The 22,490-nt window shown below is 43.8% G+C and carries 21 protein-coding genes; 20 read left to right on the top strand and 1 reads right to left on the bottom strand.

The genetic code is table 11. The annotated features are described in order from the left end of the window. Positions 1-3: 3 nt before the first annotated feature. The 10 genes from MHI58_RS18645 to cydC all read left to right on the top strand — a co-directional run bounded on the left by MHI58_RS18645 (position 4) and on the right by cydC (position 11,823). Positions 4-990: an iron ABC transporter permease gene (locus tag MHI58_RS18645; RefSeq protein ID WP_007497915.1), complete on the top strand. Its 987-nt coding sequence runs from the start codon at positions 4-6 to the stop codon at positions 988-990. Further along, positions 977-1,747 carry an ABC transporter ATP-binding protein gene (locus tag MHI58_RS18640; protein ID WP_008345591.1) on the top strand — a complete coding sequence of 257 codons (771 nt, stop codon included), beginning with the start codon at positions 977-979 and terminating at the stop codon, positions 1,745-1,747. The genes MHI58_RS18645 and MHI58_RS18640 overlap by 14 nt, the downstream gene beginning before the upstream one ends. A gap of 26 nt (positions 1,748-1,773) precedes the next feature. Next, positions 1,774-2,523 (top strand): class B sortase, encoded by a 750-nt coding sequence (gene srtB / locus MHI58_RS18635; protein ID WP_039963055.1) that lies wholly within the window; start codon positions 1,774-1,776, stop codon positions 2,521-2,523. A gap of 18 nt (positions 2,524-2,541) precedes the next feature. After that, positions 2,542-3,480, top strand: coding sequence for an ABC transporter substrate-binding protein (locus MHI58_RS18630; RefSeq protein WP_041507984.1), 939 nt, complete (start codon positions 2,542-2,544; stop codon positions 3,478-3,480). After that, positions 3,477-4,490, top strand: a complete 1,014-nt coding sequence (locus MHI58_RS18625; protein ID WP_007497907.1) for an iron ABC transporter permease — start codon at positions 3,477-3,479, stop codon at positions 4,488-4,490. The genes MHI58_RS18630 and MHI58_RS18625 overlap by 4 nt, the downstream gene beginning before the upstream one ends. Before the next feature lies 1 nt (position 4,491). Beyond that, positions 4,492-5,613 carry a heme oxygenase gene (gene isdG / locus MHI58_RS18620; protein WP_045033779.1) on the top strand — a complete coding sequence of 374 codons (1,122 nt, stop codon included), beginning with the start codon at positions 4,492-4,494 and terminating at the stop codon, positions 5,611-5,613. Positions 5,614-5,942: 329 nt separating this feature from the next. Beyond that, positions 5,943-7,358 carry a cytochrome ubiquinol oxidase subunit I gene (locus MHI58_RS18615; RefSeq protein WP_045033780.1) on the top strand — a complete coding sequence of 472 codons (1,416 nt, stop codon included), beginning with the start codon at positions 5,943-5,945 and terminating at the stop codon, positions 7,356-7,358. After that, positions 7,345-8,361 (top strand): cytochrome d ubiquinol oxidase subunit II, encoded by a 1,017-nt coding sequence (cydB, locus tag MHI58_RS18610; protein ID WP_045033781.1) that lies wholly within the window; start codon positions 7,345-7,347, stop codon positions 8,359-8,361. Before MHI58_RS18615 ends, cydB begins: the two co-directional genes overlap by 14 nt. Continuing rightward, positions 8,361-10,097: a thiol reductant ABC exporter subunit CydD gene (gene cydD, locus MHI58_RS18605; protein ID WP_045033782.1), complete on the top strand. Its 1,737-nt coding sequence runs from the start codon at positions 8,361-8,363 to the stop codon at positions 10,095-10,097. Before cydB ends, cydD begins: the two co-directional genes overlap by 1 nt. Then, a complete protein-coding gene (cydC, locus tag MHI58_RS18600) occupies positions 10,087-11,823 on the top strand; it encodes a thiol reductant ABC exporter subunit CydC (RefSeq protein WP_045033784.1) in 1,737 nt (578 codons plus the stop codon). The genes cydD and cydC overlap by 11 nt, the downstream gene beginning before the upstream one ends. Positions 11,824-11,880: 57 nt before the next feature. Here cydC and MHI58_RS18595 read toward each other — a convergent pair whose 3' ends face one another. After that, positions 11,881-12,912: a polysaccharide lyase family 1 protein gene (locus tag MHI58_RS18595; protein ID WP_008345573.1), complete on the bottom strand. Its 1,032-nt coding sequence runs from the start codon at positions 12,910-12,912 to the stop codon at positions 11,881-11,883. Between the two features lie 489 nt (positions 12,913-13,401). Here MHI58_RS18595 and sigY point away from each other — a divergent pair, with 489 nt between their 5' ends. From sigY to celB, 10 genes are all read left to right on the top strand, one after another. Beyond that, the gene (sigY, locus tag MHI58_RS18590; RefSeq protein ID WP_007497895.1) at positions 13,402-13,932 is read left to right on the top strand and encodes an RNA polymerase sigma factor SigY; all 531 of its coding nucleotides are present in this window, start codon (positions 13,402-13,404) and stop codon (positions 13,930-13,932) included. Beyond that, positions 13,932-14,243, top strand: coding sequence for a YxlC family protein (locus tag MHI58_RS18585; protein ID WP_045033786.1), 312 nt, complete (start codon positions 13,932-13,934; stop codon positions 14,241-14,243). Before sigY ends, MHI58_RS18585 begins: the two co-directional genes overlap by 1 nt. After that, entirely contained in the window at positions 14,240-14,452 is a 213-nt protein-coding gene (locus MHI58_RS18580) for a hypothetical protein (protein WP_008345569.1), read from the top strand. Before MHI58_RS18585 ends, MHI58_RS18580 begins: the two co-directional genes overlap by 4 nt. Before the next feature lie 308 nt (positions 14,453-14,760). After that, positions 14,761-16,131: an NADP-specific glutamate dehydrogenase gene (gdhA, locus tag MHI58_RS18575; protein WP_045033788.1), complete on the top strand. Its 1,371-nt coding sequence runs from the start codon at positions 14,761-14,763 to the stop codon at positions 16,129-16,131. Between the two features lie 83 nt (positions 16,132-16,214). Beyond that, on the top strand, positions 16,215-16,328 hold the full coding sequence (locus MHI58_RS18570; protein ID WP_008345567.1) for a hypothetical protein: 114 nt from the start codon (positions 16,215-16,217) through the stop codon (positions 16,326-16,328). A gap of 111 nt (positions 16,329-16,439) precedes the next feature. Continuing rightward, complete coding sequence (locus MHI58_RS18565; RefSeq protein WP_045033790.1) at positions 16,440-17,822, top strand: hypothetical protein; 1,383 nt, start codon at positions 16,440-16,442, stop codon at positions 17,820-17,822. A 69-nt stretch (positions 17,823-17,891) separates the two neighbouring features. Further along, positions 17,892-18,506: a class F sortase gene (locus tag MHI58_RS18560; protein WP_045033791.1), complete on the top strand. Its 615-nt coding sequence runs from the start codon at positions 17,892-17,894 to the stop codon at positions 18,504-18,506. Between the two features lie 242 nt (positions 18,507-18,748). Next, complete coding sequence (locus MHI58_RS18555; RefSeq protein WP_045033792.1) at positions 18,749-20,692, top strand: BglG family transcription antiterminator; 1,944 nt, start codon at positions 18,749-18,751, stop codon at positions 20,690-20,692. Between the two features lie 121 nt (positions 20,693-20,813). Beyond that, a complete protein-coding gene (locus MHI58_RS18550; protein WP_007497889.1) occupies positions 20,814-21,119 on the top strand; it encodes a PTS sugar transporter subunit IIB in 306 nt (101 codons plus the stop codon). Between the two features lie 14 nt (positions 21,120-21,133). Further along, on the top strand, positions 21,134-22,483 hold the full coding sequence (gene celB / locus MHI58_RS18545; RefSeq protein WP_007497888.1) for a PTS cellobiose transporter subunit IIC: 1,350 nt from the start codon (positions 21,134-21,136) through the stop codon (positions 22,481-22,483). Positions 22,484-22,490: the final 7 nt, after the last annotated feature.

Raw genomic sequence — 22,490 nt, 5'->3', positions numbered from 1 at the left:
AAGATGAAAAAAACAGGGATTTTATTTCTGATAGTCAGTCTCTTACTAGCTGGCGTATTTATTTATTCCGCCATTACGGGGAGCATTCATGTTACACCGATTGAATTATTGGAAGGGCTTATGACCGGTCAACATGCACAGGTAGAAATCATTAAAGATTTAAGAATCCCCCGCATGCTCATTGCGATGTTTACAGGGGCGGCTTTATCTGTCTCCGGTGTCCTCTTGCAGTCTGTGATGAGGAATCCATTAGCAGATGCCGGTGTTATTGGTATTTCATCGGGAGCTAGCTTCTTTTCTTTAATGGCAATTACAGCGCTTCCTCAATTTTATTTCTACTCTCCTTTATTTTCAGTTTTAGGCGGAGCAATTGCCTGCTTCCTCGTATACGTGTTGTCTTGGAAAGGCGGCTTAAGCCCGATTCGAATGATTTTGGTGGGGATCGCCATCAATGCCATGTTTACAGGGATGGCAGAAGCGTTTGTGACCATTTGCAGCTATTTCAATATCACCATTAATCAGTCGGGACAGTCGAATCTGACGATGAAAACGTGGGGAGATGTCCGTTTAATCGGTGTCTATGGCGTCATTGGGCTTGTGGTTGCGCTTTTCTTTAGCAGATGGTGTAACTTGCTTGCCCTTCAAGATAAGACGGCGAAAAACTTAGGACTGCGTGTGACCAGAATGCGCCTTTTGATTTCAATCACGGCGGTGTTATTAGCAGCGGTGACTGCTGCGGTAGCGGGCGTGATTGCCTTTGTCGGCTTGCTCATTCCCCATATCTCTAGAAGGCTCGTCGGCTCGGACCATCGGGTACTGATTCCATTTTCTGCGTTAAGTGGGGCCTTGCTCATTTTGACGGCTGATACGCTCGGCAGAACGCTTGTGGCACCAAATGAAATCCCTGCTTCTACAATCATGGCTGTTATTGGCGGGCCGTTTCTGATCTTTTTATTAAGAAGGGGGGATCGTCTGCATGGACATTCGTGAGGTGTCGTTTTCCTATGATCGGCAGAGGGACATTGTTCAATCGGTCACCACGCACATCGAAAAAGGGAAAATTACGACCATTATCGGTCCAAATGGTTCGGGCAAATCCACACTGCTTTCCTTGATGGCACATAACCATTGTCCACATAAAGGACAGATACATTTAGATGGGCAAGAGCTGAATGCGTTCAAGCCCAGGGAACTCGCGAGAAAGCTGGCAGTCGTACATCAGCAAAATGAAGCGCCGCTCGATTTAACGATCGAACGAGTCGTGGCATTTGGGAGAACGCCCTATCAGACGATGCGCGGCAGTGACAAGGAAGAGGATGAGAAAGCAATCGAGTGGGCACTGTCCTGTACAAAGCTGACGGATAAGCGAAAGGTGCCTCTCGCCTCATTGTCAGGTGGAGAACGGCAGCGTGTATGGATTGCGATGGCTTTAGCGCAAAAAACACCGATCCTTTTCTTAGATGAACCGACGACTTATTTGGATATGTATTATCAATTTGACATTCTGGAGCTCATTCGAGAGCTCAATGTCGAGCATGGATTAACCATCGTGATGGTCCTGCACGATATGAATCAGGCGATTCGCTATAGTGATGTCATCATCGCCATGAAAGATGGACAAATTATTCGCGAAGGACGGCCAAATGATGTGTTAACAGAAGAGATGGTGCGGCACATTTATCATGTGTCCGTCACAATTAAGCAGGATGCAGAAACAGGGATGTATATCGTGCCTGTAGGCATATAAGTTGTGCAAAAAGCAGGTGAGACAGTGTGAAACGAGGGAAAAGAATCGGGCAGCGAATGCTGACGATCGTCTGTTTAGGTGTTTTTCTATATAGCGGTACTGCCATTGGCTTGGAGCTCTTTGGCTATTATCAAAATCGTCAGGTGCTTGCAAAGGCTCAGACACTTTACACACACGAGGATGGAATGAAACAGCGAAAACCTGGAGAAATCCGTCAGTCATTTGATGATTTGCGAAAGGTGAATGAAGACATTGTCGGTTGGATTGATATGAAGGACACGATGATTCAGTATCCAATTGTTCAGTCAAACGATAATGCATTCTATTTAACTCGTAATTATGTAAAGGATGACACACGGGCAGGCAGTATCTTTATGGATTATCGTAATGACGTCTTGCATGAAAGTCCCAATACAGTGTTGTACGGTCATCGGATGAGGGATGGGTCTATGTTTGCTGGTCTCACAAACTATTTGAAAAAAGATTTCTTCCAAGATCATCGCACATTTCAGTACGATACGCTGTACCAAAGCTATGAAGCAGAGATTTTTGCTGTGTATGAGACGACAGTCGATTTCGATTATATTCAGACTGATTTTCAGGATCTTGGTGAATATGCGCACTACTTGCAAGCTGTGCGTAAGAAGTCCATCTATCAAACGAAAACAGACGTATCCACAGATGACTTGATTCTCACATTATCGACCTGTGATCACGTGCTGGCACCTAAAAACAAGCGTCTCGTGGTACAGGCGAAACTAAAGAAAGTTTACTAGAAAAGGAGAGACAGACGGTTGAAATGTTTACATGTGATTTGGGCAGGACTCGTCGTCGTGCTTCTCCTCGGCGGATGCAGCCAGGCGGCGCCTGTCGAGAATGGGAGCAAGCAAGGTGCGCTCAACATTCAGGATTTTGCCGGCAGAACATTATCGTTTCATGAATCACCTGAACGGATCGTCTCGTTGTCAACTGGCGACATGAGCATCATTTATGCCTTAGGTGGCCAGGTGGTCGGCCGGCCAACTGCCGAATTGCCAGACAATCTACAAAAGGCAAAGTCCGTACAATCAATTGGCACAACCCATCAATTTGATGTCGAGCTGATCACGAGTTTAAAGCCCGATGTGGTGCTTGGGAATGAATCATTAAACAGCAAGGATATCTCTACTATAGAAGGAATTGGTTCACAGCTTCTTTTGACAAGTGCCAACTCAGTGAAGGACATCCAGCGTCAAGTTACTTTATTTGGTGATTTACTTGGAAAACAGCAAAAGGCCAAAGCACTCAATGCTCAAATCGATCAGCGGATCAAGCAAGTGAAGCAGCCTGAGAAAAAAGTAAAGACACTCGTTGTATATGGTGCGCCCGGCACATATATGGCGGCACTTCCACAATCTTTAAGCGGTGATCTGCTGCGGATCGCTGGTGGTGCGAATATTGCTGAAAATGAACCAGCACTCGAAAAGTTTCCGCAATATGCACAAATCAATGCAGAAAAGGTAATCGAGGCCGATCCGGATCTCATTTTGCTGATGACACACAGCAATCCTGAAGATGTCAAAGCAGGCTTTATGAGTGAAATGAAGCAAAATGCGGCGTGGCACGATGTATCAGCTGTCAAAAATGGACACGTTGAGATTTTGCCAAGTGACCTATTTGGGACAAATCCAGGCGCAGAAGTCATCAGAGCGATCGATGAATTAGAGAAGAAATTGAAGCGATTGTCATCATGAAGATGAATGCAGAACTAGATTTTCAAAAAAGGCAGTCAAGACGAAAATGGCTGTTACCAGGATTGTTTCTCTCTTTATGTGTGGGCGTCTGTCTAGGACTTGCGGTAGGTTCTGTCCAATTATCGCTGCCGGATTTAATGGCTGTCTTCACGGGATCAGGTCTGCCTGTTCATGAAAAAATTGTCATGGATTTACGGCTGCCGCGTGTGCTCATTGGTTTTCTCGTTGGGGCCTGTCTCGCGGCATCAGGGGCGATTTTACAAGGAGTTGTCCGAAATCCACTTGCTGACCCTGGGATCATTGGTGTGACTGCGGGCGGCGGGTTAGCTGCTGTACTCAGCATGATTGTTCTCCCGCAATTCACGTATTTGCTTCCGGCAGCTGCTTTTCTGGGCGCCTTATTAGCAGCTCTTGTCGTGTATATGCTGTCATTTGATCAAGGGGTTTCACCGCTTAAATTGATCTTGGCAGGTGTTGCCGTCAATGCCCTGCTTGGTGCGGTGATGAATGGGTTTATGGTGCTTTATAGTGAGCGTGTGCAGGCTGTTTTGCCTTTTCTATCAGGGGGGTTAAACGGACGGAGCTGGCATCATCTTAGCTTTGTGTCGCCATATGCGCTGGCTGGATTATGTCTTTGTTTTTTCGCCATTAAACCGTCCAATCTCCTTTTGCTTGGCGATGAATCGGCTCAGCTATTGGGCCTTCGAGTAGAACGGACTCGATTTTTTCTCATTGCGCTGGCCGCTCTTTTAGCTGGAGCGGCTGTCAGTGTCAGCGGTTTAATCGGTTTTGTCGGACTTGTGGTGCCTCATTTTATCCGTCTTTTAATCGGAGATGATTACCGGTATTTGCTGCCGATTTCAATGCTTGGAGGGGGCGTGCTTGTGGTCTTTGCCGATACAGCAGCACGGGTCTGGTTTACACCGGTTGAATTGCCTGTCGGGATTTTGCTTGCCTGCATCGGTGCACCTTTCTTCCTCTATTTATTAAAAAAGAAAGGGAGGGGTTAAGATGGATGTCATTGCAATGCATGACGTGAGTCTCAGTCAAGGCGGCTTTCGGCTGTCTTCCATTTCAGCAGCTGTTCCTAAAGGGAGTGTAACCGGAATCATTGGCCCGAATGGGTCAGGTAAGTCGACTTTTATCAAAGCGGCCGCACGACTGACCTCAATCGAAAGCGGCATGATTTACATTCACGACATCCCGCAAAAAGAGATGACGGCACAGGAGATCGCCAAGGAGGTGGCGGTTCTCATGCAAACAAGAACCGCCATTCCATCGATGACCGTACGTGAGCTTGTCGCACTTGGACGCAGTCCGCACCGTTCCATCTGGAAAAAAAGCAGTACGTCAGATCATGAAGCGATTGAGTGGGCGCTTGAAGTGACGAATAGCCGCATCAATGAAAACAGAATGCTTCATACATTGTCAGGCGGAGAAAGACAAAAGGCATATATTGCAATGGCACTGGCTCAGAAGACAGAGACCATCATTCTAGATGAGCCAACCACTTATTTAGACATTGCGCATCAGCTTGAATTACTGGAGCTGCTCAAACAGCTGAATCAAACACATGGCATCACCATTTTAATGGTTCTCCATGACTTGCAGCAGGCCGCAAAATATTGTGACCGTCTCATTGCTATGAAGCGAGGTCAGGTGCATCAAATTGGCTCACCAAAAGAAGTGTTAACAGAAGACTTTTTCAAGGAGGTTTTTGGGATTCAGGCAGAGGTTCACTTAGACGGTGAGCATCCACTCATTATCCCAATCGCCTCCATTCAACAACAAAAGGGAGATGAACCAAACATGATTATTGTAAACAACCAAGTAAGAGTAGAAAAAGGCAGTGCCGACCACCTTGTTAAACGGTTTAACAAGCAGGGGCAAGTAGAATTTATGGAAGGCTTTTTAGGTATGGAAGTATGGGTCACTCAGCAGACAACTGATTACGATGAAGTAACCATTCACACCCGCTGGAATCGAAAAGAAGATTTTGTGAATTGGACAAAATCTCAGGCATTTGGTGATGCGCATGCTCATGGAAAGGCGAAACCTGAAGGCCTGTTAAAAAACAAAATTACGTACTATGAAGTGCAAGTCACAAGACCCGCTTTACAGAAAAAAGCCTAAATATTCAAAAGCGCTGCAGCGAAAAAGCAGCGCTATTTTTTTTGTGATTGTCTCTTTCCGTCACATATTTTTGACAAAGTATTCAAACAACTGACACAATCCTATCCAAATTTTAGGTAAAATTTACTTTATTTTTGAAGCGCATGGGTGTAAAGTACAGGTATAAATAACTAACCGAATGAAAATCAAGAGTAAAATTTCACCGAGTGAACTATATCAAATGGACTTTCACTTGTGAATCATTGAACAAATAGTGAACTTTTTGTGAAATGGTGAGCATAAATATCTCGAATCATTCGGCATGCGAAAGTAAGGGAGGATGTAAGGCTGTGAGTGAGCTGTTTTTAGCAAGATTTCAATTTGCCTCAACGACATTATTTCATTTTATTTTTGTTCCTATGTCTATAGGTTTGGTATTTATCGTTGCATTGATGCAAACCCTTTATGTGGTGAAGAAAAAAGACATCTATAAAAAGATGGCAAAATTTTGGGGTCACCTTTTCTTAATTAACTTTGCAGTAGGTGTGGTGACAGGGATTCTGCAAGAATTCCAGTTTGGGATGAACTGGTCAGATTATTCAAGGTTTGTCGGTGATGTCTTTGGTGCACCGCTTGCCATTGAAGCGCTATTGGCCTTTTTCCTTGAATCGACTTTTATTGGTCTTTGGATATTCGGCTGGGACCGTCTACCGAAAAAAATTCATTTGTTATGTATTTGGCTCGTTTCTCTTGGTACGATCTTTTCGGCGTTTTGGATTTTACTCGCCAACTCATTTATGCAGGAGCCAGTTGGATTTGTGATTAAAAATGGCCGTGCAGAAATGAATGACTTTGGGGCGCTCGTGACAAATCCGCAACTTTGGGTAGAGTTCCCGCACGTTCTGTTTGGTGCATTGGCAACCGGTGCTTTCTTTATCGCGGGTGTTAGTGCCTATAAAATGATCAAAAAACAAGAAGTGACCTTTTTCAAAAAATCTTTCCAGATTGCCATGGTGCTTGCTTTCATTTCTGGCTTAGGTGTGGCGTTCTCTGGACATGATCAAGCGAAGCATTTAATGGAATCACAGCCGATGAAGATGGCAGCAAGTGAAGCCCTTTGGAAGGATAGTGGAGATCCAGCGGCTTGGACACTATTTGCCAACATTGACACAGATAAAAAAGAAAACTCTGCGGAGATCAATATTCCGTTTGCTTTAAGTTACTTGGCTTACTCGAAGTTTAGTGGAGATGTGCCAGGTATGCTGACCCTTCAAAAAGAATATGAAGCAAAGTTTGGTCCTGGAGATTACATTCCTCCAGTCAAAACAACCTTCTGGAGCTTTAGAATCATGGTGGGTGCCGGCATGTTGATGATTTTTGCTAGTATGATTGGTTTGTATTTGAGCTTTAGAAAAAAACTAGAATCAAACAAATGGTTTTTACGCTTCATGGTATGGATGATTGCGTTCCCGTTTATTGCAAACTCAGCGGGCTGGATCATGACGGAAATTGGGCGTCAGCCGTGGACAGTCTTTGGTATGATGACAACCGCACAATCCATTTCACCAAACGTATCGTACGGCATGTTGCTATTCTCAGTCATTAGCTTTACGACCATTTATCTGATTCTTGCCATCGTGCTTGCCTACTTATTCATTCGAGAAATTAAAAAAGGTGCACATTCTGAAGAGAATACAGATCAAAAGGATGAAACGGACCTGTCTACAGATCCATTTGATGGAGGCGCATATCATGGCATATCTTAACGAGATTTGGTTTATTCTTGTCGCAGTATTGTTTGTTGGATTTTTCTTCTTAGAAGGATTTGATTTTGGTGTCGGGATGTCCATGCAGCTGCTTGGAAAAGATGCACATGAGCGCCGCATTTTAATCAATACGATTGGCCCTTTCTGGGATGCGAATGAGGTCTGGCTGATTACAGCTGGCGGGGCTATTTTCGCCGCTTTTCCTCACTGGTACGCTACGATGTTCAGCGGATACTATATTCCATTTACGATTCTCCTATTAGCGCTCATTGGGCGGGGGGTCGCCTTTGAATTTAGAGGGAAGGTCGAGAAGGCTTCATGGATCAAAACGTGGGACTGGGTCATCTTCTTTGGAAGCCTGCTTCCGCCATTTTTACTCGGAGTGCTATTCACAAGTATGTTACGAGGAATGCCAATTGATCAAGATATGAATATGTACGCTGGATTTACAGACTTCGTCAATCTTTATTCAGTGATCGGCGGGGTAGCTGTGACGGTGCTTTGCCTCCTGCATGGATTGATTTTCGTCACACTCCGCACTGAGGGCGATTTAAGAAATCGTGCAAGAAAGCTCGGTCAGCGTGTTTTATTGATTGCACTACCAGTTCTTGTTCTATTTGTTGGTGTGTCTATTCTTGAAACAGACATTTATACCGTGCGTCCGATCATCACAATCCCTTTAACTGTACTCATTGTGGTTTGTTATGTAGCGGCTCTATTCTTTATGAGAAAAGAGCGTGATGGATGGACATTTTTATTCACAGGTGCAGGTATTATGGTGACGGTGACCATGCTTTTCACAGCATTATTCCCGCGTGTCATGATTAGTTCGATCAACCATGCATTCGACCTCACCATTCAAAACGCTGCATCAGGATCTTATTCACTGACGGTCATGACGATTGTTGCCATTTCTTTGCTACCTTTTGTGCTTGGGTATCAAATCTGGAGCTACTATGTCTTCCGTAAACGTGTAAGCGGTAAGGAGCCAATGACCTACTAATGGATAAACGTTTGCTTCAACTAAAAGGAATGAGGGGGCTTCTTGCCCTCTTAGGTATTGTGTCAATCATCCAAGGAGCAAGTATTATTTTTCAAGCACAGTGGCTGGCACATGCCATAACAACGCTGTTTGACGGGAAGAGCCTCATGCAGGCAACGCCTTATGTCTTGCTGTTTCTTGCTGCCTTTCTGGTGCGGCACGGTCTCACCTTGATTCGGGAGAAGGTCATGTTTACCTACTCTTCCCGAATTGGAGCAGACGTCAGAAAACAGCTGTTGGACCAGCTTTTTCGTTTAGGGCCAGCTTTCACGAAGAAAAAAGGAACAGGAAAGCTTGTGACATTGGCGATGGAGGGTATTGCCCAATATCGTCAGTATTTACAGCTGTTTTTGCCGAAAATGGTCAACATGGCAGTTATCCCGGTGATGGTGCTTGTCTATGTTTGGACATTAGATGAAACATCTGCTGTCATTCTCATTGTCACGCTGCCGATTTTAATTGTTTTTATGATTTTGCTAGGACTTGTCGCTCAGCGTAAAGCGGCCAAACAATGGAGATCGTATGAGAAATTATCCAATCATTTTACTGATTCTCTCCGTGGCCTTGAAACGCTTCGCTACTTAGGGATTAGTAAAAAGCATTCTCGCAATATTGGAGAGGTCTCAAAGCGTTATCGAAAGGCGACGATGAGCACACTGAAAGTCGCCTTTCTTTCATCTTTTGCTCTCGATTTCTTTTCTATGCTGTCCATTGCGACTGTCGCTGTATTTCTCGGCTTGCGCTTAATTGAAGGAGATCTTTTGTTATTGCCGGCTTTGACCGCACTGATGCTCGCGCCAGAATATTTCTTGCCAGTCCGTGAAGTAGGAAATGATTATCATGCGACGTTAAACGGTAAAGAAGCGAATGAGGCGATTCAAGTCATTTTAGAGGAAAAGGGCTTCCGAGAGCAGGAGACACAATCCGTGCAGCTGAACGAGTGGAATGAGCAATCTGAGCTCACACTGCAAGGTGTCAGTGTGTTGCATGATGAACATGCTCCTTATTCGATTCAGGATGTCGATCTCACTGTGAAAGGAAAGAAAAAGATTGGGATCATCGGTGCCAGTGGTTCGGGGAAATCGACGTTAACGGATGTTCTCGGCGGTTTTGTTGAACCGTCTGCAGGTGAAATCATCCTAAACGGCAAGCCGCTTGCTCATTTACAGCTGGCGGCATGGCAAAAAGAAGTCGTTTATATGCCGCAGCATCCTTATTTATTTCACATGACACTGAGAGAAAACATTCGTTTTTATGAACCGAATGCAACAGATGAAGACGTCGAAAGAGCGGTGCAAGAGGCAGGTTTGTCTCAGCTCGTAGCCGATCTCCCCAATGGACTGGATGAGGTCATTGGCGAACAGGGCAGAGGACTGAGCGGTGGACAAGCGCAGCGGATTGCCCTCGCTCGCACAGTGCTCGGCCAGCGATCCATTATGCTGTTAGATGAACCAACGGCTCATCTGGATATTGAGACAGAGTATGAATTGAAGAAAACAATGCTTCCATTGTTTGAAGATAAACTTGTGTTTTTAGCCACACACAGACTTCATTGGATGACGGATATGGATGAAATCATTGTGATGGATCATGGGACGATTGCAGAGATGGGAACTCATGAATCATTAATGGAAAGAAAAGGTGTGTACTATCAATTGGTACAGGAACAAATGGGGGCGGTCACACATGGTCAGTAAAGGCTGGTTTATACCTTATATCAAGGAGAATCAAAAGCTGTTTGCCTTGGTGCTTTTTTTAGGAGCGATTGCGGTGTTTTCTGCTTCTATGCTCATGTATACGTCAGGGTTCCTCATTTCAAAAGCTGCCACAAGACCTGAGAATATCTTGATGGTCTATGTCCCAATCGTGGCAGTACGTACCTTTGGTATTTCACGCTCAGCTGCTCGTTATGCAGAGAGACTGGCGAGTCATCAGCTCATTTTGACGATGATTGAAAAAATGCGGGTACGTCTTTATGATATGGCTGAACGAAGTGCCAAACAGACTAAGCTTGGAACAGGTGAAATGCTTGGGCTGTTATCAGAAGATGTGGAGAGATTACAGGATGCGTATTTAAAAACAATCTTTCCATCCATCGGTGCACTGCTTTTATATGCCGCTTCAATTGGAGCACTTGGGCTTTTTTCATGGCCTTTTGCCGGGTTGATGCTGCTTTATATGGCGCTGCTCGTATTTGTATTCCCATACATCACAGTACTTGTGAACCGGGCGCGACAAATTGAAATGAAAAAGGGCAGAAATGAACTGTACAGCCATTTAACAGATGCTGTCATGGGCGTGAGTGACTGGTTGTTTAGCGGCAGACAGAACGATTTTGTTGAGGGCTATGAACGAAAAGAAGCAAAGCTATTAGCACTCGAAGCGGCAAAGCACCGGTTTATCCGTCTGCGCCAATTTTTAGCACAGCTAGTCATTGGAGGAGCAGTCGTCCTTGTCGTGTATTGGAGCGGCTCAGTCGTTCAGGCTGGTTCTATGCCACACACGCTCATCGCAGCCTTTGTGCTTGTGCTGTTTCCATTAACAGAAGCCTTTCTTCCGCTGTCAGATGCAGCAGGCGATATTCCTGTTTATCAGCATGCCGTCAGCAGATTAAATCATTATGAAGAGCAGTCGTATGAAGGATTAGTGGAGAGGAAGGCAGCAGACGAGACACCCGTCTCTGATGGCGTTGAAGCGGTCTGTTTTGATCAAGTCACCTTCGGATATGAAGTAGATCAACATGTACTAAAGCATTTTTCGTTTTCCATGAAGCAAGGTGAATCGCTCGCTCTTTTAGGAAAAAGCGGTGCAGGCAAATCGACCATTTTAAAACTGTTAGAAGGGGCAGTCGTGCCAAATCAAGGGGTTGTCAGCATTCAGGGGAAACCGGTACAAAGCATTCAAGAGGAGATATCCTCTTATGTGTCTGTACTCAATCAACAGCCTTATTTATTCGATACGTCTGTTTTAAACAACATTCGCTTAGGTTCTCCAGAAGCGACAGAAGAGCAAGTAAAAGAAGCCGCGCGGCAAGTTCAGCTGCACGATTACATTGAGTCTTTGCCAGAAGGTTATCACACAGGTGTACAAGAGACAGGGGTTCGTTTCTCTGGTGGAGAAAGACAGCGTATGGCTCTAGCAAGGATTTTGCTGCAAAACACACCGATTGTTGTATTAGATGAGCCAACCGTCGGGCTTGATCCACGCACAGAGCGTGAATTGCTTGAAACGATCTTTCGCGTGTTAAAAGGAAAAACAGTCATTTGGATCACCCATCATCTCACTGGCTGTGAGGCATGTGACCGTATGATGTTTATTGAAGGTGGACGTATTGAGATGGAAGGGCAGCATCATGATTTGCTGAAAGAAAATGTGCGTTATCAAAAGCTGTATGAAATGGATCGTCCATTTTCGAACGTGTAAAAAATGTATGACAAGAACGTTCGGACAGAAGATTTCTGCCCGAACGTTTTTTTGAGTTTAAGGATTTACTTTTCCTACACCCGCATTTGATACAACTTCTGATTTCACATTGTTCACGTTAAGCAAAGAGTAGTTATAAGGAGGGTTGTACGTACCTGTTGAAGACGTTGGCAGACTGCCTGTACTATTAATATATGAGTTGTTGATGACATGCCATGTACCGACTTGACGGCTGTCCCAGCTGCCAATGGCATTGTTTGTATTTTCAAATACGTTGTGCTCAATTCTCATTTTTGCGCCCATACGAGAGTTAATCGCAGTTGTATGGATGCCTTTGTAGTAGTTGTTATACACATGACCTTCTCCGTAGCGCATAGACGGTACACGAGAGTTCAAGTTTTCAAAGCGGTTGTTGTGGAATGTGATTTTTCTGTTGTAGTTATCGTTATCGGAGCTGCCCATCAGCATTGTTTTCCAGCTGTCATGGACATAGTTCCATGAGAACGTAATGTAATCGGAGTCATTTTTCACATCGAATAACCCATCATAGTCATCTTTCCCAGAGTTCAAAGTGTTGTAGAGTTCATTATGGTCGACCCATACGTTTTTAGAGCCACCTTCGATTCCGATGGCATCTTTATCACCGATTTTGCTGTGATGGATTTTGAGGTTGCGGATGATGACGTTATTAGCACGCCATACTTTAATACCAATCCCATTAAATTCGCCGTTTGTCCCTTTACCGACGATGGAGACATTGTTTGTATCTTTCACATCAATTTTATTGGCTGATGTATTAGAAGGAGTAATCGTTCCGTCTACCACGATTTTCAATTTTTCATTTGTTCCTTTGCTTTTGAGGGCAGCTAATAGTTCATTTCCCGTTTTCACCGTCACCGTTTTACCGCCTTCACCGCCTGTTGTACCGCCATTTAATGTGGAGAATCCTTGCTGATTAAAATTGGCCATAATCGAAGGGCTTTCTGGATATTTCGTTGCTGCTTTTGCCTCCCCATTTGGCGCAAATAATGAAGTCACGAGACCAACCGCTAACACACCAGCTAACATTGGAACTTTTTTCTTCAACATGAACATCTCCATTCTATATTTTGTTTTAATGTAAACGTTTCCAAAATAAGCTGCGATTCAACCGCTCCTCCTTCCTTCGCCAGCATCGCCTCTTTCGGAATGTAGGAAGAGCATAGCACGCAAAAAGGTATCATCGGCTAAGAATTGGAACGAAGTATTCCACGATTTTCAAGGAAACTAAGGCAATGATTATTTCAATTTATCTACATGAGACAAGGATCATTGACGATAGGTATTGGGGTAACCTAGTGATTATGAAAAGGACGTTCTTCTTTTCAAGGAAAATCAAGATGATTACGAAAGCGTCATTTTGTTAGAGACAAAGACATGTCATAATCATTACATAAGAAAAAAATGGATATCAAATAGATCCATGCGCTAAACAGTAGGTAGAAAAGGCTCCAATTTAAAAAAAGAAGGTCTATTTTAAACGATGCGATCACCGGTGTCGTCTAATCAATAAGAGATAGAAAGGAAGGAGGGACGTGTTTGGAGCAGACCGAGGAGACTTTATGGATCAAGCGGGCAAAACAGGGGGATGATGCCGCATTTACCGCCCTTTATCGGCATCATTATTCGTTTCTTTACCGTTATTTGATGAAATTGACCCTTCAACAAGAGCTGACAGAGGAGATCATGCAAGAAACGATGCTCAAAGCGTACATGAAACTTTCTTCTTTTAGAGGAGATTCATTATTTTCAACATGGCTCATGTCCATTGCATCTAGACAATTTTTAGATCATCAAAAGAAAAGAAAACGTGAACAAACGAGAGAAGGAAAGGCGAATCAAGAAGCCATCCGCCGGTTCAAATGGGATGTTCAGCAAAAAGGCCATACTTGGCATGACATGTGGGATGCTCTAAATGAGTTAAAGGCTCAGGAGAGAGCACCGATCCTTCTCCATTACTATTATGGCTTTACTTACCCTGAAATCGCTTCGATGCTCGGGGTGAGAGAAGGTACGGTGAAATCGAGGGTTCATCATGGGATCAAGAAAATTCGAAAGGAGTGGGACTGATGAAAGAAGATCGTTTCGCCGATCGTTTAAAAGAGGGGCTGCAGGAGCTCGATGAACAAATCGAAGTAGAAAAGCCGAGTGAACAAGCTTTGATGTTGATGCTAAAGCAGGCAAAGGAAAAAGAGAAAAAACGTTTTAAACAAGAAGTGCTGGCGTACATCATCGTCAGTCTGACCATCATGACACTTTTTGCAGCTGCCATTACTCATTTGCCCATCATCTTCATTCTTCTCCAAGTGGTGAGCGTGCCGCTCTGTGTGGTTGTCGGCATCAAGGAATATCAACATATTAAAGGAGGGTCCTCCTTATGAGTCAGACGGAAATGATCATCTTATTGTGCGCATTACCGTTACTGTTTGCACAGGGATTTCTCTTATTTATGGATGCTAAGAAAAGAGGGCGTTATAAATGGTTCTGGGGCATCATTGGATTAATCAACTTCCCATCTTCTTCTATTTTATATTGGCTGTGTGTTGTCTTACCTGATCGTAAAAGAGGAGAAAAGCTCAGGAAAGATTGAAAGACGTTGTAAAACTTTTGACCTTTTTTTTGAATGATCATCATCTAGAAAAAATGAAAGTTTCATGAATGTGTCAAAGAAAGCGGGATGTTGAACGTCCAGTTCGTCATTTCTAGCACGATAGTCATTCTTTGAGCGGGCTATTTTCATGACGGAAGGTGATTCTGCTTGATCTATCTCATTTCGGCATCGTTTTCATCTGTTATCAATATTGATCAGTTTTTACAAATGGTGTTAAATTAATCTCAATATGCGTTAGAAAATCTAACAACCAAAGAGTGAGATATTGACAAGGAGGCAGATGAGACATGTTGACCTTAGATCGAGCAGCACAAACAGCACAAAGCTACATCCACCGTGTGCTAGAGGATGTAGAAAAACGGAATCCAGGTGAGGCGGAATTCCAACAAGCCGTGAAAGAAATTCTGGAATCCCTCGTCCCGGTTTTTGCAAAACACCCAGAGTATGAAAAACAGGGGATCTTAGAACGCTTAATTGAGCCTGAGCGGCTTGTGATGTTTCGTGTACCGTGGGTAGACGATGAAGGCAAAGTACAGGTGAACAGAGGATTCAGGGTTCAATTTAATAGTGCCATCGGTCCTTATAAGGGGGGCATTCGTTTCCACCCATCGGTCAATGCCAGCATCATCAAGTTTTTAGGATTTGAACAAATCTTTAAAAACGCACTGACAGGTTTGCCGATCGGCGGAGGAAAAGGTGGATCAGATTTTGACCCTAAAGGGAAATCTGATGGAGAAATCATGCGCTTTGTTCAAAGCTTTATGAGTGAACTCAGTCGTTATATTGGACCTGATCAAGATGTGCCGGCAGGAGATATTGGGGTAGGCGCACGCGAAATCGGCTATATGTTCGGCCAGTACAAAAAAATGCGTGGTGCGTATGAAGCAGGTGTCCTGACAGGAAAGAGCCCTGGCGTCGGAGGCAGTTTAGCAAGAAAAGAAGCGACCGGCTATGGACTGGTGTACTTTATGGAAGAAATGTTAAAAGCCCACGGAATGCAATTTGAAGGACGATCTGTTGTTGTGTCTGGGTCAGGAAATGTATCGATTTATGCGATGGAAAAAGTATTGGAATTAGGCGGAAAGGTAGTGGCTTGTAGTGATTCAAGCGGAGCCATTTACGACCCTCAAGGCATTTCACTTGAGACAGTGAAGCAGCTGAAGGAAGTCGATAACCAGCGAATTAGTGCCTACATAGACATTCACCCGCATGCTGAATTGATTGAAGATTGCGAACAAATTTGGTCTCTTCCTTGTGACATTGCGCTGCCATGTGCGACCCAAAATGAAATTTCAGAGTCGCAAGCACAGCAACTAGTGGCAAACGGTGTCATCGCTGTAGGAGAAGGGGCCAATATGCCGTCCACACTTGAGGCCGTCAAAGTATTTGAACAACATGATATTTTGTTTGCACCAGCAAAAGCAGCAAATGCTGGGGGAGTGGGTGTTTCGGCGTTAGAAATGGCGCAAAACAGTGCGAGAATGTCTTGGACTTTTGAAGAAGTAGATGGTCAGTTGAAACAAATGATGCAGTCGATTTATCGTCAGTGTACTGAGACAGCTGAAGAATACGGATACGCTGGAAACTTAATGGTAGGCGCAAATATTGCAGGATTTCGCAAAGTGGCAGATGCCATGATCGCACAAGGCGTCATTTAACTCCTGCTCTCCCGCACCTGTTTATTTCATGACAAGATCGGGAATCGTCTTGTAAGAATGACAATAAGGAGGCGCGGGAGAAAATGAAAAAGTGGCTGAAACAAATTGTCAAATGGGCACCAGTGATTTATCCAGTGGTGAGGAAAATATATAAAGAACGAAAAGCATCCAAAAGTCGTAACGTATCAGCCGGGTAATCCGGCTTTTTTTTATGAAATGCATGAAACAAAAAAATATGCTGTGTGAATGATCCATATCACTTCTCTCTCCGTTAAGTACATAACAAACGGAAAGAGGAGGCAAAACAGATGAAAATGAAAAAAGCATTTTTAACGATCCCGCTTAGTGCAGCATTATTATTACCAACTGCTCAAATGGCAAGTGCACACGAAGGACATATGCATGGGGATGCAAAAAAGTCGTCATCATCACAAGAGGTGTCAAATAAAGCAACGGATCTTCGCGCAGCGCTTGATCAGCTCTTCTCAGAGCATGCTTATTTAGCAGTGATCACGATGCAAAAGGGAATTGACGGCAGTAAAGATTTTGATCAAGCAGCCGCAGCGTTAAATGAAAACACGAATGATCTATCGGATGCGATCGCCTCTGTGTATGGAAAAAAAGCAGGGAAACAATTCAAAGAGATTTGGTCAAGCCATATCGGCTACTTCGTTGATTATGTACAAGCGACAGCGAAAAAAGATGAAGCAGGTAAAAAGAAAGCGGTCAAAGCGCTTGATCAATACCGCATGAAACAAGCTGATATGCTTGATAAAGCAACAGGTGGAAGATTGAAAGCAAGTGAACTTGAAGAAGGGTTAAAGATGCACGTCAATGAACTGCTAAAAGCTTTTGACAGTTACACAGAAAAGGATTTTGATACAACCTATGAAACGGTCAGAAAATCCATTCATCATATGTTTGAAGTAGGTAAAGGTGTATCATGGGCGATTACAGATCAATTTCCTGGGAAATTTGATCAAAAATCAGTCGATACTCCAGCGGCAGATCTTCGTGAGGATTTAAACTACTTGTTCTCAGAGCATTTGGCACTCGCGGTAGTGGCTATGCAAAAAGGGAATGATGGCAGCAAGGACTTTGACCAAGCAGCCGCAGCCTTAAATGAAAATACAAATGATTTATCAGATGCGATCGCTTCTGTTTATGGAAAAGATGCAGGAAAACAATTTAAAACGATCTGGTCAAGTCATATCGGATATTTAGTTGATTATGTTAAAGCAGATGCATCAGGAGACGAGCAAGCAAAAGAAAAGGCTGTCAAAGATTTAGATGCTTACCGTATGAAACAAGCAAAATTTTTAGATCAAGCGACAGATGGACGATTGAAGGCGGCTGACTTAGAAGCTGGGTTGAAAACCCATATTGATGAGCTCATCAAAACGTACACGTCTTATCATCATGGTGAATACGATCAGCTGTACCCGACTGTCAGAGAAGCATACGGTCATATGTTCATGGTTGGTCAAGATGTCGCATCAGCTATTGTCGATCAGCATCCTGACATGTTCAAATCCAACATGCCAAATGAGATGCCGAAAACAGGTATGGGAGGCACAGCCGGTCCATTAGGTATGTCATATGAAGCATTTGCTGGGATGATGGCGAGTCTCATCTTAGCCGGAGGTGCAGTGGGGGCGTTCTTCCTCATTCGCCGCAAACCATCAAATTAAGCAGGCATCAAGACAAGAGGGAACGTGCACAATCGTGCCGTTCCTTTCTTCAAAAGGAGGTCGACTTGCGTGAAAAGATGGCTGTTTGGTATTCTGACGCTTTTCATCATCACGGGCTGCGCATCCCAATCAATAGATGAAAAGTCATCCTCTGAAACTGCATCATCTCCTGAGCCAATGACAGCAAAACAAGCCAAGAATCCATCTCATTCACACGACACGTTAAAAGATGAGCCATCGGGTATTGTTCCCGCTGACATCTCCATTCCAGCGATTGATGTCCAAGCAAAAGTGGAGAAAACGACTTTATCAAAGGATGGCAGTATGGGTGTTCCGCAAAATACAGATCACACAGCTTGGTTTGAAGATGGTCCGAAGCCTGGTGATAAAGGGAATGCTGTCATAAATGGTCATGTTGATAATAAATGGGGTCCTTCTGTTTTTTATCGACTAAAGGAGCTAAAAAAGGGAGACAAAGTCATTGTGACATCCTCGTCAGGGGAAAAGCGAACCTTTGAGGTTCTCAAGGTGAAAAGCTATCCGCGCGAAGAGAAACCAAATGCTTTTTTCGGGTACGCCTTTACACGGAATCTCAATTTCATCACATGTACGGGAACTTTTGATCATGCAGCCGGTACACATGAAAAAAGATTGGTTGTCTTTACACAACTGATTTCTTCATAAGAAAAAGGCGGATACACGGAGGTGTAACGCCTTTTTTTCATGATTTCCACAACAGCATCTTAGAAGAAGATTCATAGGTCATTAGATATGGTTGGTTGTATAAATAGGGGCGTTTGTCATATAAATGAGTTGGCAATTTTTATTTCTTTTCAGTAGAATATGAGTAATGAAGAGAACTGTAAGCGTATACAACCTGTCCAAACAAGGCAGATTCTCCACCCTAAATGAAGGAGGCAGACCTAATGCTGAGTAAAAGACTGGCGCACATTTTAAGTCAGCTGATGGCAGCTGAGACTCCTCTCACGAGCGCTGCGCTTTCTGTCAGTTTACAAGTGACAAGCCGCACCATCCGAACAGACATCAAGGAACTGAATGAGCGTCTAGCCCCTTATCAAGCAGCTGTATCAGCTGTTAGAGGCGCTGGCTATGAGCTGTTGATCAACGATGAGATTGCCTTTCGCCGTTTTATGAAGGAAGAAGTCGAACAGGAAGAACCGCTTGCTATTCTTCCAGAAGAACGAGTTCGATTTATTTTGAAAAAGCTGCTTCTAGCGGAATCATATGTGAAGCTGGAAGACTTACAGGAGCAGCTGTTTATTAGTAAATCGACGATGAGTAATGACATGAAATGGGTCAAACGTAAGCTCGAACCCTTTGATCTGAAGCTGGAAGCAAAGCCGAATAAAGGCTGCCGGATCAAAGGATCTGAGATGAAAATCCGTTATTGCATGTCAGAATATTTATTCAATGAACGGCGTTCCTATCAAACAATGCTGAACACGGCGGTTACGATTTTGCCAAAACATGAGCTGGAATTGATTCAGAGAACCATGATTGATTATATCAACGAGGAAAAAATGAATCTATCAGACATTTGCATGAATAATTTAATTGTTCATATTGCTATTGCCTGTAAACGGATTAGACACGGAAACTATGTATCTGTGCTGCCTGAAGAAATCAACGAAATCCCAAGGGCAAAAGAATACAAGGTAGCCAAAAAAATGGTTGAGCGTCTTGAAGGGCTGCTGGATGTCTCATTTCCACAAGAGGAAATCGTTTATATCGCCATTCATTTGCTAGGAACAGCCAAAATGGTACAGTCTTTTTCAACGGGCGGTCAAAAACAAATTGTGGATGATGACACGAGCCGTCTTGTTCAGCTGATGCTGAAAGCCATTGATCAAAAATTGCAGCTGGATTTAGCGGGAGATGCGGAATTGCTGATTGGCCTCAGTTTGCACTTAAAGCCGGCGATCAATCGGTGTAAGTATGGAATGAATTTAAGAAATCCAATGCTTGATGAGATCAAAGCGGGCTATCCAATTGCCTTTGAAGCAGGGATTGTGGCGAGCAGGGTCATTGAAGAAGAGACAGGTTTGTCCATTCATGAAAATGAGATCGGCTATATGGCACTTCATTTTGGTGCGGCCTTAGAGCGCAGGAAAATGGAAATACCACCGAAGCGATGCCTGATTGTCTGTGCGTCTGGTGCTGGGAGTGCAAGGCTACTTCAAGATCGTTTGCGGTCACAATTTGGGTCGAAGCTGACCATTTTAGGCACAGCAGAGCTTTATTCGCTTCCGCATGTCTCTTTACATGCATTGGATTTAATTATTTCGACCATTCCCATTCATATGGATTTACCGATTCCGGTCATTCAAGTGAACACGATTTTAGGAGGCAGTGATTTTTTAAAAATAGAAGAAGCTTTGACAAGTGAAACAAGAGTGACATTAGCCACGCAATATATGAAAAAGGAATTGGTCTTTACAAAACGCGCCTTTCAAACAAAGGAAGAGGTCATACACTTTCTCACGCAAAAGGTCATTGACATGGGCTTAGCGCCAGCAGAACTTACACAATCTGTGATGGAAAGAGAAGAGTCTGCACCGACTTCATTTGGGCATTATACAGCGATTCCGCATCCGATGACCCCGCTAACAGAAGAGACGTTTTGGGCGATCTGTACATTAGAAAAACCGATTATTTGGGGAGAGAAAAAAGTTCAATTTGTGTGCTTGCTTTGTGTCGAAAAAGAGAATGCCAAAGATTTAAAAGGCATGTACCGTCTGCTTGGAGAGCTTGTCCATCATGTGAAATTTATTCAGCACCTCATCACCTGTGACACCTTTGAAGACATGCTGGATGTCATGGATAAAAAAGCGCCTTCGTACAAGAACTAATGGTGTGATATTAACTTTTTCCGCTTCTTAAAGGAAAAAGTATGGGTGTTTATGAAAGCGGTTTCATAATATGATGAATGTGTAAAGAAAAGCTTCATACTTCAAAAAGGGGGCGTTTACAATGAACATTTTATTAGTTTGTGCAGCAGGTATGTCAACAAGCTTACTTGTCACAAAAATGGAGAAAAGTGCACAAGAACAAGGAAAAGACTATCGTATTTGGGCAGTATCTGGAGATGCTGCAAAAAATCATATTGATCAAGCCGATGTGCTTTTATTAGGACCTCAAGTTCGTTATTTATTACCGCAAATGAAAAAACTCGGAGAAGACAAAGGAATTCCAGTAGACGTGATTAATACCGTGCATTATGGCGTATGTAATGGTGCTGAGGTTTTAAAATCTGCTGAACAGTTAGTGAACGGATAAAGGGGGCGGAAGGGATGAATGGATTCAACCGATTTCTAGAAGAGAAGGTTATGCCGTTTGCAGGGAAGATTGCCGCTCAAAGACATTTACAAGCATTGCGTGACGGAATTGTTTTAACCATGCCTCTCATTATCGTCGGTTCACTGTTTCTTATTTTAGCCAACCTTCCGATTCCAGGATACAGCGATTTTATGGCAAGTGTCTTCGGAGCCGAATGGGCCACGAAACTATCCTATCCTGTGAATGCCACCTTTGACATTATGGCACTTGTTGCGACCTTTGGGATCGCGTACAGGTTAGCTGAAAAGTATGCAGTCGATGCACTGTCATCTGGTGCAATTGCTGTCGCAGCTTTCCTCCTAGCCACACCTTATCAAGTACCGTTCACACCTGAAGGATCAACAGAAGCTATCCTAGTGAATGGTGGTATTCCCGTCACACTGATGGGCAGTAAAGGGCTATTCGTTGCCATGATTATTGCCATGCTTTCCACCGAAATTTACCGCTTTATTGTACAGCGGAATATCGTCATCAAAATGCCTGATGGTGTACCGCCAGCAGTTAGTAAATCGTTTATCGCACTTATTCCAGGTTTTGTGGTCATCACGCTGATCTGGGTCGCTAGGCTTCTGATTGAGATGACACCTTTTGAGAGTATTCATAATATCATTACGGTCTTAATCGGCACACCACTATCCATTCTTGGTGGAAGCTTAGGCGGAAGTATCGTTGCCATCGGTGTGCAAATGCTCCTCTGGGCATGTGGTATTCACGGAGCCACCATTGTCGGTGGAGTCATGGGTCCGATTTGGCTCGGTGCGATGGATGAAAACCGTCTTGCCTTCCAAGCAGGAGAAGTGCTGCCGAATATTTTCACAGCGCAGTTCTTTGAAATCTTTATCAATGTCGGCGGAAGCGGCGCGACGCTTGCTTTGGTACTGACCATGATCTTGCGTGCGAGAAGTAAGCAAATGAAACAGCTTGGCCGTCTTGCGATTGGGCCAGCCATCTTTAACATCAACGAACCGATCATTTTTGGAATGCCGATTGTGATGAACCCAATGCTTCTCATTCCGTTTATCCTTACCCCAATTATGATGATCATCACCACATATATCGGAATGAGCACAGGACTTGTAGCAAAACCGGCAGGGATTGCTGTCCCGTGGACAATGCCGCCAATCATTTCAGGCTATCTCGCAACAGGCGGGAAAATCTCTGGTGCGGTCATGCAGCTGATTAACCTTGCCTTGTCATTTGCGCTATACTATCCATTCTTTAGAATGTGGGATAAGCAGAAATTGAAAGAAGAAAATGAGCTTGAAGCAAAAGCATCAACAGATGAAAATGTCGTCAGCATGTAATAGAGGG

The sequence above is a fragment of the Bacillus sp. FSL K6-2869 genome (genome assembly GCF_040869405.1).
Classification (GTDB): Bacteria; Bacillota; Bacilli; order Bacillales; family Bacillaceae; genus Bacillus; species Bacillus altitudinis.
Note: the sequence above shows the minus strand (reverse complement) of the source record. Positions and strands in the feature narration are given on the sequence as shown.